This is a genomic window from Aeromonas sp. HMWF015, from assembly GCF_963878965.1.
GTDB classification, from domain to species: domain Bacteria; phylum Pseudomonadota; class Gammaproteobacteria; order Enterobacterales; family Aeromonadaceae; genus Aeromonas; species Aeromonas veronii.
In genome coordinates, this window is record NZ_CAWNZT010000270.1 from 1 (window position 1) to 10,336 (window position 10,336).

9 protein-coding genes are annotated in these 10,336 nt (G+C 56.2%); 5 read left to right on the forward strand and 4 right to left on the reverse strand.

Annotated elements, in window-relative coordinates:
* From AACS18_RS14200 to ppiD, 5 genes are all read left to right on the forward strand, one after another.
* A partial coding sequence (locus AACS18_RS14200) for an ATP-dependent Clp protease proteolytic subunit (RefSeq protein ID WP_181363284.1) occupies nucleotides 1-203 on the forward strand: 203 nt, incomplete at its 5' end.
* Nucleotides 204-273: 70 nt separating this feature from the next.
* A complete protein-coding gene (gene clpX, locus AACS18_RS14205) occupies nucleotides 274-1,548 on the forward strand; it encodes an ATP-dependent protease ATP-binding subunit ClpX (protein ID WP_005336977.1) in 1,275 nt (424 codons plus the stop codon).
* Nucleotides 1,549-1,689: 141 nt separating this feature from the next.
* Complete coding sequence (lon, locus tag AACS18_RS14210) at nucleotides 1,690-4,044, forward strand: endopeptidase La (protein WP_005336976.1); 2,355 nt, start codon at nucleotides 1,690-1,692, stop codon at nucleotides 4,042-4,044.
* A gap of 240 nt (nucleotides 4,045-4,284) precedes the next feature.
* The gene (gene hupB, locus AACS18_RS14215) at nucleotides 4,285-4,557 is read left to right on the forward strand and encodes a nucleoid-associated protein HU-beta (RefSeq protein ID WP_005315375.1); all 273 of its coding nucleotides are present in this window, start codon (nucleotides 4,285-4,287) and stop codon (nucleotides 4,555-4,557) included.
* Nucleotides 4,558-4,707: 150 nt separating this feature from the next.
* A complete protein-coding gene (ppiD, locus tag AACS18_RS14220; protein ID WP_181363285.1) occupies nucleotides 4,708-6,621 on the forward strand; it encodes a peptidylprolyl isomerase in 1,914 nt (637 codons plus the stop codon).
* A 215-nt stretch (nucleotides 6,622-6,836) separates the two neighbouring features.
* On the opposite strand, the gene AACS18_RS14225 is transcribed toward ppiD, so the two are convergent.
* The 4 genes from AACS18_RS14225 to AACS18_RS14240 all read right to left on the reverse strand — a co-directional run bounded on the left by AACS18_RS14225 (nucleotide 6,837) and on the right by AACS18_RS14240 (nucleotide 10,295).
* Complete coding sequence (locus tag AACS18_RS14225; protein ID WP_005336974.1) at nucleotides 6,837-8,429, reverse strand: ABC-F family ATPase; 1,593 nt, start codon at nucleotides 8,427-8,429, stop codon at nucleotides 6,837-6,839.
* A gap of 62 nt (nucleotides 8,430-8,491) precedes the next feature.
* Nucleotides 8,492-9,745 (reverse strand): site-specific integrase, encoded by a 1,254-nt coding sequence (locus tag AACS18_RS14230; RefSeq protein ID WP_108612501.1) that lies wholly within the window; start codon nucleotides 9,743-9,745, stop codon nucleotides 8,492-8,494.
* Nucleotides 9,724-9,858, reverse strand: coding sequence for a hypothetical protein (locus AACS18_RS14235; RefSeq protein ID WP_258228712.1), 135 nt, complete (start codon nucleotides 9,856-9,858; stop codon nucleotides 9,724-9,726). The genes AACS18_RS14230 and AACS18_RS14235 overlap by 22 nt, the downstream gene beginning before the upstream one ends.
* Before the next feature lie 29 nt (nucleotides 9,859-9,887).
* Nucleotides 9,888-10,295, reverse strand: coding sequence for a hypothetical protein (locus tag AACS18_RS14240; RefSeq protein ID WP_108612502.1), 408 nt, complete (start codon nucleotides 10,293-10,295; stop codon nucleotides 9,888-9,890).
* Nucleotides 10,296-10,336 lie beyond the last annotated feature (41 nt).

Below are 10,336 nucleotides of genomic sequence, written 5' to 3' on the forward strand. Positions count from 1 at the left end.
GCTTCCAGGGGCAGGCATCTGATATCCAGATCCACGCCCAGGAGATCCTGAAGATCAAAAATACCCTGAACGAGCGCCTGGCGTTCCACACCGGTCAGGACATGGCTACCATCGAGCGTGACACCGATCGTGACAACTTCATGTCCGCCGAGCAGGCTGTGGCCTATGGTCTGGTTGACGGTGTCCTGAGCCAGCGTAGCTGAGCAGGGTGTCCCGGTCTGTTGTAAACTCAACAGGCCGATCCATCCTCTATTGATAAAACGAGGTTGCTGAATGACAGAGAAACGCAAGGGTGAGGGTGATAAGCTGCTCTACTGCTCTTTTTGCGGCAAAAGCCAGCATGAAGTGCGCAAGCTGATCGCTGGCCCTTCCGTCTACATATGTGATGAGTGCGTCGAGCTGTGCAACGACATCATCCGCGAAGAGATCCGCGAGATCTCGCCCAAGCGCGATGGTAACGAGCTACCGACCCCTCATCAGATCCGCGCTCATCTCGATGACTATGTGATCGGGCAGGAGTACGCCAAGAAGGTGTTGGCCGTTGCCGTCTACAACCACTACAAGCGTCTGCGCAACAGCGGCGAAAACAGTGGTGTGGAGCTCGGTAAATCCAACATCCTGCTGATTGGCCCGACCGGTAGCGGCAAAACCCTGCTGGCCGAGACTCTGGCTCGTCTGCTGGATGTGCCGTTCACCATGGCCGATGCAACCACCCTGACCGAAGCCGGTTATGTGGGTGAGGACGTGGAGAACATCATCCAGAAGCTGCTGCAAAAGTGCGACTACGACGTAGAGAAGGCCCAGCGTGGCATCGTTTATATCGACGAGATCGACAAGATCTCCCGCAAGTCGGACAACCCCTCCATTACCCGTGATGTCTCCGGGGAAGGGGTACAGCAGGCACTGCTCAAGCTGATCGAAGGGACAATTGCTTCCGTGCCGCCGCAAGGTGGTCGCAAGCATCCGCAGCAGGAGTTCTTGCAGGTTGATACCTCCAAGATCCTCTTCATCTGTGGCGGTGCCTTTGCCGGTCTGGACAAGGTGATCGAGCAGCGTTCCGTGAAGGGAACCGGTATCGGTTTTGGCGCCGAGGTGAAATCCAAGGATGCCAAGGCCACCCTGAGTGAGACCTTCGCCAAGGTAGAGCCGGAAGATCTGATCAAGTATGGTCTGATCCCCGAGTTCATCGGCCGCCTGCCGGTGGTCGCGACCCTGACCGAGCTGGACGAGTCTGCCCTTATCCAGATCCTGAAAGAGCCGAAAAACGCGCTGACCAAACAGTACGCGGCGTTGTTCGATCTGGAAGGGGTCGAGCTGGAGTTCCGTGACGACGCACTCAACGCCATTGCCCGCAAGGCGATGGAGCGTAAAACCGGTGCTCGTGGTCTGCGTTCCATCGTGGAAGCCGTGCTGCTGGATACCATGTATGACCTGCCTTCTCTGGAAGGGGTCAGCAAGGTGGTGATCGACGAGACCGTGATCAAAGGGGACTCCGCGCCCTTGATGATCTACGAAAATCCCGAAACCCAGGCTGCTGCATCAGAGTAAATGTCTGATTTTTAATCGAATGGAAGGGGCTTTTTGCCCCTTTCATGCTTTTTACGGTTTCGGCGATTGAATCTCATCTCAGCGCCCCCATATACTCAGCCAAGCGCTTTGCCAACGGTATAACAAGCCGAGAGGACATATATGAACCTAGAGCGTTCAGAACGCATCGAGATTCCCGTCCTGCCTCTTCGTGACGTGGTGGTTTATCCCCACATGGTCATTCCACTCTTTGTGGGGCGGGAAAAATCCATTCGCTGTCTGGAAGCGGCCATGGAGCAGGACAAGAAAGTTCTGCTGGTGGCCCAGAAGGATGCGTCAACCGATGAGCCAACGGTGGAGGAGATCTTCACCGTCGGGACAGTGGCCAATATTCTGCAGATGCTCAAGCTGCCGGACGGCACCGTCAAGGTGCTGGTAGAGGGTGGGCAGCGTGCCCGCCTGGAGCGGATGATCGACGACAAGGATTTCTTTGTCTGCGAGGCCCAGTACATCCCCTCCCAAGCCATTGAGGAGAAGGATCAGGAAGTACTGGTTCGCTCCGCCATCGGCCAGTTTGAAGGCTATATCAAGCTCAACAAGAAGATCCCGCCCGAGGTACTGACCTCGATCTCGGCGATCGATGATGCTGCGCGTCTGGCTGACACCATGGCGGCCCACATGCCGCTCAAGCTGGAAGACAAGCAGAAGGTGCTGGAGATCGTCTCGGTTTCCGAGCGCATCGAATTCCTGATGGCGATGATGGAGTCGGAAATTGACCTGCTGCAGGTCGAGAAGCGCATCCGTACTCGCGTCAAGAAGCAGATGGAAAAGAGCCAGCGCGAGTATTACCTCAACGAGCAGATGAAGGCCATCCAGAAAGAGCTGGGTGAGCTGGAAGATAGCCCGGATGAGTTTGAAGCCCTCAATCGCAAGATTGAAGAGGCTGGCATGCCGGAAGATGCCCGTGAAAAGGCCCAGGCCGAGCTTGCCAAGCTGAAGATGATGTCTCCCATGTCCGCCGAGGCTACCGTGGTTCGTAGCTATGTGGACTGGATGGTACAGGTGCCCTGGAAGGCGCGCTCCAAGGTCAAGAAAGACCTTGGCAAGGCGCAAGAGGTGCTGGATGCCGATCACTATGGCCTCGAGAAGGTCAAGGATCGCATCCTCGAATATCTGGCGGTACAGGCACGGGTGAACAAGCTCAAGGGCCCCATCCTCTGTCTGGTTGGGCCTCCCGGTGTGGGCAAGACCTCGCTGGGCCAATCCATCGCCAAGGCGACAGGCCGCAAATATGTGCGGATGGCCTTGGGTGGGGTGCGTGACGAAGCGGAGATCCGCGGTCACCGCCGTACCTATATCGGTTCCATGCCCGGCAAACTCATCCAGAAGATGGCGAAAGTCGGCGTGAAGAACCCGCTGTTCCTGCTCGACGAGATCGACAAGATGAGCTCGGACATGCGTGGCGATCCCGCATCCGCCTTGCTGGAAGTGCTGGATCCGGAACAGAACAACAGCTTCAACGATCACTATCTGGAAGTGGATTATGACCTGTCGGACGTCATGTTCGTGGCTACTTCCAACTCCATGAACATCCCGGGCCCCTTGCTGGACCGGATGGAAGTGATCCGCCTCTCCGGTTACACCGAAGATGAGAAGCTCAACATTGCCAAGCAGCATCTGGTTGCCAAGCAGATCCAGCGCAATGGCCTGAAAGAGTCCGAGATCACCATCGAAGATTCTGCCTTGGTCGGAGTGATCCGCTACTACACCCGCGAGGCGGGTGTGCGGAGTCTGGAGCGCGAGATTTCCAAGATTTGTCGCAAGGCGGTCAAGCGTATCCTGCTGGACAAGAGCATCAAGCATGTTCAGGTCAATCAGGAGAACCTCAAGGAGTTCCTCGGGGTGCAGCGTTTCGATTACGGCAAGGCCACCGACCAGAACCAGGTGGGTCAGGTGTGTGGTCTGGCGTGGACCGAAGTGGGGGGCGATCTGCTCACCATCGAGACCACCAACATGCCGGGCAAGGGCAAGCTCACTTATACCGGTTCTCTCGGTGACGTGATGCAGGAGTCGATCCAGGCGGCCATGACGGTCGTACGGGCCCGTGCCGAGAAGCTGCGCATCAACGCCGACTTCTACGAGAAGCGCGATATCCACGTGCACGTACCGGAAGGGGCCACCCCGAAAGATGGTCCGAGCGCCGGTATCGCCATGTGTACCGCCCTGGTCTCCAGCTTGACCGGTAATCCGGTTCGTGCTGATGTGGCTATGACAGGGGAGATCACCTTGCGCGGCGAAGTGCTGCCCATCGGTGGTCTCAAGGAGAAGTTGCTGGCAGCCCATCGTGGCGGCATCAAGCGAGTGCTTATTCCGAAAGAGAACGAGCGTGACCTTGAGGAGATCCCGGCAAACGTCAAACAAGACCTTGAAATTTATCCGGTTCGCTGGATTGACGAGGTGCTGGAATTGGCGTTGCAGGACAATCCACAGGGGTTTGAGCGCGTTTCTGTCGTGTAAATGTTGATGCGCCGCAAATTTGGCGCATTCGGCGGGTGGTTAAGGCTTGCATGCGCCCGATAACGGAAGTAGCCTTGACCACCGATCGGGTACTCGTGATGAGTCGCAATGCGTTGTGTGGCGCGGGTTTGCGCCAGATTGTCACTTGCAACTGATCAGGAGGCTTGCTATAAAACCTCCACTTGTTGTGGCCAGGGAAATCAGCGCCGCAGCGGTGTTTGATAAAAGGGGAATATAAGAGTGAATAAATCTCAACTGATTGACAAGATTGCAGACGGTGCCGATATCTCCAAAGCTGCCGCTGGCCGTGCGTTGGATGCCTTCATTGATGCTGTTGGTGAAGCGCTGAAAGAGGGTGACCAGGTTGCTCTGGTTGGTTTCGGTACTTTCGCTGTACGCGAGCGTGCTGCCCGTTCAGGCCGTAACCCGCAGACTGGCGCGACCATCGAAATCGCTGCTGGTAAAGTTCCTGCCTTCAAAGCCGGTAAGGCCCTGAAAGACGCTGTTAACTAAGCCGGTCGCTGATATCCGTCGGCTACCGTCCTTGGTCGCAGACCAGACAAGTTAGAGAGTCTTCTCTCATACTGATTGACCAAGGCGCATCGCAATCGGTGCGCCTTTTTATTGTTTACGCCCATCGAGTTCGGGAGCATAAGTACAAACATGATGTTGGATAAACTACGCGAAGGGGCGCAGGGCAAGGTAGCCAAGGTTATCTTGGGCCTGATCATCCTCTCCTTTGCCTTGGCTGGTGTAGGTAGTTACCTGAACGGCCCGGCCCGTACCGCCCCCGCCACCGTCAATGGCACCGAGATCAGTGCTGCGGCACTGGAAAATGCCTACCGTAACGAGCGCGCCCGCATGGAATCCCAGATGGGAGAGGCATTCAGCCAGTTGGCCGCGAACCCCGATTACATGAAACAGTTCCGCCGTGGCGTACTGGATCGCCTGATCGATCAGGCGCTGCTGGACAGCAAGGCCCGTGAACTGGGTCTGCGCATCAGTGACGAACAGATCAAGCAAGCCATCGTGGCCATGCCGGAGTTTGCCGAGAACGGCAAGTTCAACAATGACCGCTATCTGCAGCTGATCCGTCGTGCCGGCATGACTCCCGAAATGTTCCGTGACTCCCTGCGTCAGGACATGGTGCGTCAACAGTTGATGAGCGCCCTGCTGGGCACCGAATTCTCCCTCAAGGGCGAAGCGGAGCAGCTCGACAAGCTCTACAACCAGACTCGCGATCTGCGTCTGGTGCGTCTGGCTGCCGCCAACTACATGGCTGACGTTCAGGTCTCCGACAACGAGCTTGAGCAGTACTACAAGACCAATGGCGCCCGTTTCATGAACGACGAGCAGGTCAAGGTCGACTATCTGCTGCTGGACGCCGCCAACCTCGCTAAGGATATCAAGGTCACCGAGCAGGATGCCCAGGATTACTACGATCAGCACCAGGATCTGTTCCAGCGTGCCGAGCGTCGCCATGTGGCTCATATCCTGATCCCGTTTGGCAAGGACGAGAAAGCGGCCGAGCAGAAAGCAGAAGCCGTGCTGGCCAAAGCCAAGGCAGGTGATGATTTCGCTGCGCTGGCCAAGGCTGACTCTTCCGATACCTTCTCTGCCAAAAAAGGCGGCGAGCTGGACTGGTTTGAGAAAGGGGTGATGGATCCGGCCTTCGAGAAAGCCGCGTTCGCCTTGAACAAGGCTGGCGATCTCTCCGGCGTGGTGAAGAGCCCGTTCGGTTTCCACATCATCAAGCTGCTGGGGGTTGAAGCAGCCCAGACCAAGCCGTTTGCCGATGTGAAAGAAGAGACCATCACTCGTCTGCAAGCTGACAAGGCCAAGGAGAAGTTCTTCGCCGAGCAGCAGAAGATGGCTGACAACAGCTTCGAAAACCCGGACTCGCTGGATCTGACCGCTGACGCCATGGGGATGAAGGTTCAATCTTCCGATTTCTTCACCCAAGCGACTGCTCCGGCTCCGCTGAACGATCCCAAGGTGCTCTCTGTTGCGTTCTCCGAACAGCTGCGCGATGACAATACCAACTCCGACGTGATCGAGCTGGCTGACGGCAAGGCGCTGGTGCTGCACATCACTGGTCACAAGCCCAAAGCGGTCAAGCCGCTGGCCGAGGTGAAAGAGCAGGTGATTGCCACCATCAAGCATGACAAGGCTAGCGAAGTGGCCCGTGGCAAGGCCCAGGGCCTGCTGGACAAGCTGAAAGTCGGTGAGAGCATCACCGCCGATCTGACTGCACTCGGTCTGAAAGTGGAGACCCACAAAGGGGTTGCCCGCTTCGATCGCGAGCTGGATCAGAACCTGATTGCCCAGGCGTTCACGCTGCCCCATCCGATCGACGGCAAGCCGAGTGTGGCTCTGGTTGCCGAGACCAATGGTGACCGCGTTGTGGTTGCGCTGGACAAGGTCAACGTCCCTGCCGCTGCATCCGGTATGGCCGCCATGCTGCAAGCTCAGCTGGGTCAGGGCAAAGCCCAGGTGGATTACAAGTCTCTGATCGACGAGTTGCGCAAAGCAGCCAAGATCGAGTACTTCACCAGTGTGGAAGCGACCGTCGAGTAATCGGCACTGCGCAATCCATTGAAAACGGCTCCTTGATGGAGCCGTTTTTTTATCTGTGGGCAAGAGGGGGGATACTCAAGCTCTGCTCTCTGCTCTCTGCTCTCTGGCGTGTAGTCACCCACTGCTATACGCCATCTCAGTCGTCTAAATACGGAATATAAAAAAACCGGCACCTGAGTGCCGGTTTTGCATTGCGCACTTGCGCAGGAGCGGGGTTACACCACGCCCTGGGTGCGCAGGTAATCCTCATAGGTGCCGCCAAAGTCGCGGATACCATCTTCGCTCAGCTCCAGGATGCGGGTCGCCAGAGAGGAGACGAATTCGCGGTCGTGGGAGACGAAGATCAGGGTGCCCTTGTACATCTCGAGTGCCAGGTTCAAGGATTCGATAGATTCCATGTCCAGGTGGTTGGTCGGCTCATCCATGATCAGGATGTTGGGGCGCTGCATCATCAGCTTGCCAAACAGCATGCGGCCCTGTTCACCACCGGAGAGCACCTTGACCGGCTTCTTGATGTCGTCCTGGGAGAAGAGCAGACGACCCAATACTGAGCGCACAGCCTGCTCGTCTTCGTTATCCTGTTTCCACTGGGCCATCCAGTCGAACACGTTGAGGTCGGTGTCGAAATCTTCGGCGTGATCCTGAGCGTAGTAACCGATCTGGGCGTTCTCAGACCACTTGATGGTACCGGTATCCGGTGCCAGATCCCCGACCAGCGTCTTGATCAGGGTCGATTTACCGATACCGTTGGTACCCAGAATAGCGACCTTCTCACCCACTTCCAGCATCATGTTGAGGCCCTTGAACAGGGGCGCCTCACCATAACCTTTGGACAGGCCTTCGATCTCCAGAATGTTGCGGTAGAGCTTCTTCTCCTGCTCGAAGCGGATGAAGGGGTTCTGACGGCTGGAGACCTTCACTTCCTCAATCTTGATCTTGTCGATCTGCTTGAGACGAGAGGTCGCCTGGCTGGATTTGGAGGCGTTGGCACTGAAACGGGAGACGAAGGATTGCAGATCGGCGATCTGGGCCTTCTTCTTGGCGTTGTCGGCCAGCAGACGCTCGCGCGCCTGAGTGGCGGCCAGCATGTAGTCATCGTAGTTGCCCGGGTAGACGCGCAGCTCGCCGTAGTCCAGATCCGCCATGTGGGTACAAACGGAGTTCAGGAAGTGACGGTCGTGAGAGATGATGATCATGGTGCTTTCACGTTCGTTGAGCACCTGCTCCAGCCAGCGAATGGTGTTGATATCCAGGTTGTTGGTCGGTTCGTCCAGCAGCAGGATGTCGGGGTTGGAGAACAGCGCCTGTGCCAGCAGCACACGCAGTTTCCAGCCCGGGGCCACTTCGCTCATCGGGCCGTTGTGCTGCTCGATGGGAATACCGGCACCCAGCAGCAGTTCACCTGCGCGAGATTCGGCGGTATAGCCGTCATACTCGGCGACCAGACCTTCCAGCTCGGCAGCCTTCATGTAGTCATCGTCGGTGGCTTCGAGGTTGGCGTAGATGGCATCGCGCTCGGCGATGGCCGCCCACAGCTCGGTGTGACCCATCATGACCACGTCCAGTACGCGCATATCTTCGTAGGCGAACTGATCCTGACGCAGCTTACCGATGCGCTCGTTGACGTCCAGGCTCACATTACCGCCAGTGGGCTCCAGATCACCGCCGAGGATCTTCATAAAGGTGGACTTGCCACAGCCGTTGGCGCCGATAAGGCCATAGCGGTTGCCGCCGCCAAACTTGACGTTGATGTTCTCAAACAGCGGCTTGGCGCCGAACTGCATGGTGATGTTGTTGCTACTAAGCATAGTGTGTTAAAAAATTCCTTAATTATCAGCGCATTATTGCACTGGTTGAAAATTCGGGGGCGCTATTGGGGCAAATGCCCATTTTTTTGCATCGAACTCCAGATAGAATCGACCTCACTTCGGCTGGCCGATTCGATCCATTTTCCATAGACCTCTTGCAACATTCTTGCAGAGTTGTGACCCATCTGTTCAGCTATGAACGCAAGGTTTCCGTGAGCGGTGATGTTCCAACTGGCATAAGTATGCCTAAGTTGGTAGGCCCGGCGATAACGAACCCCAGACTTCTTGATTGCTGCCTGCCATGGGGCCACCAGGAAAACACCAGAGTAAAAAGGTGGCCTGTCCGGCACAACTTTGGTTGGTCGGAAGACTGGGCGCAATGTTTGGCGCACGATCATGCCACCTGGTAGGTGCATGTCAATCTCTGCGTCCAAAAGTGCCCCAGTTATCTTGAATTGATCCTGCAGCGCGTTCAGTGCAGGGGGCAAAAGATGAACTGTTCTTGTCCTGTTTGTCTTCGGTAGCTTGAATTGCATCTTTTGCTGAGTAAGGTTTCGGCGCACGTGCAGGATCTTCTTTTCAAAATCGATGTCACCCCAGCTTAATGCCCTCAGCTCACCGGGCCGGAGCCCGGTGTAGGCAAGGACCAGCAATATGTTCTTAAATTGCCGATTCGTTGTGACCTCGATTAGCTTTTGGAACTCCCAGTGCTCGAAAGGATCTGCGCTCTTTTCGCTGTTCAGCCTAGCAGCGGCCACTCGCACGTCGAATGCTCGCTCAACAAGCTCATTTCGCGCAGCCCATTTCAGCAGGTTTCCGATATGGCCAAGATAGGTTCTCACTGTTCTTGGCCGGCAATCGATGAGCAGTTGGTTGCGCAGTCTTTCAATATGCATTGGCAGCATGTCAGCTATTGGCATATCGCGGCCGAGAAACTCGGTCATCCTTTTGAACGCGCTGCTATATGAGCGCTTTGTCGATATGCCTATGGTTGGCCCTGCGCTCTCAACAAAGGCAACTGCAGCCTCAGCCAGTGTCATTCTGGTGGTTGTACGCACCCCCAGGCGGGCCAACGCCTTGGAGTTGGGGAAGTGTTTTGCATAGTCAAAGTTACCAAGGGCGATTTCATGTTTGATCGCAGCGAGTTTGTTCGCTGCGAATTTGACGTTTACCTTCGTGATGGGGACATCCAATGTTTCTCTGCACCGGCGCCCCTTGTAGCTGAAGCAGATCCGAATCTTGTTGCCATGCAACTCGACCCCGGTAAGCCCCGCTATCAGCGAGGCGTGGTTTTCTATTGTGCTGACTCTACCCACTTGTCGTACTCCTCGATGCTGTAGCGAACCTGACCATCAGGACCATATTTCCAGATTATTCCTTCGGGCCATTCCCCCTTAAGGCGGCGCCCCTCTGCTGCCTTTTCGGTCATACCTGTCAGCGCTTCAAAAAGACGTGGCCTTACCCATCTTGCGCACGGATAGATGTAATTCCTTTGCATGTGGTCCTCGCGATTAGAAGAGACTCAAGCCGGTGACGCCCGAGTTTGTTGTAGTAGAAGGTCTGCACTTGCTTGCGCGAGTGAACCGCTTGGTCAAGGCGGTACTCTCCAAGTTCAGGGATCTTCAGATTGTGTTGGTTGGCCAGCCTGCCGATGGCTTGGGCGCTCACCCCCAGTTCTTTGCCAATCTCTGTAGCACTCCAGAGTTGGCCGCTAATCGTGGGCGCTTCGATAGGCAGATCGAAGTGGGCCAGGATACGGCTGATCTCTGCGAGCTTTGCTGAGCGGGAAAGAGTAGGGGAGATAACGGTGTTTACCAGGTCATCCAGTAGCCGGCTGTCTTGGTCGATCAGTTGTAGTTGATGCATGGCGTGGCCCTCCTGTCAGAAGGATGGAGCGCCGGTTGGGG

Coding starts and splice junctions, on each gene's coding strand:
- AACS18_RS14240 (WP_108612502.1), bottom strand. CDS start 10,295: ATGCATCAACTACAACTGATCGACCAAGACAGCCGGCTACTGGATGAC.
- AACS18_RS14235 (WP_258228712.1), bottom strand. CDS start 9,858: ATGACCGAAAAGGCAGCAGAGGGGCGCCGCCTTAAGGGGGAATGGCCC.
- clpX (WP_005336977.1), top strand. CDS start 274: ATGACAGAGAAACGCAAGGGTGAGGGTGATAAGCTGCTCTACTGCTCT.
- lon (WP_005336976.1), top strand. CDS start 1,690: ATGAACCTAGAGCGTTCAGAACGCATCGAGATTCCCGTCCTGCCTCTT.
- ppiD (WP_181363285.1), top strand. CDS start 4,708: ATGATGTTGGATAAACTACGCGAAGGGGCGCAGGGCAAGGTAGCCAAG.
- AACS18_RS14225 (WP_005336974.1), bottom strand. CDS start 8,429: ATGCTTAGTAGCAACAACATCACCATGCAGTTCGGCGCCAAGCCGCTG.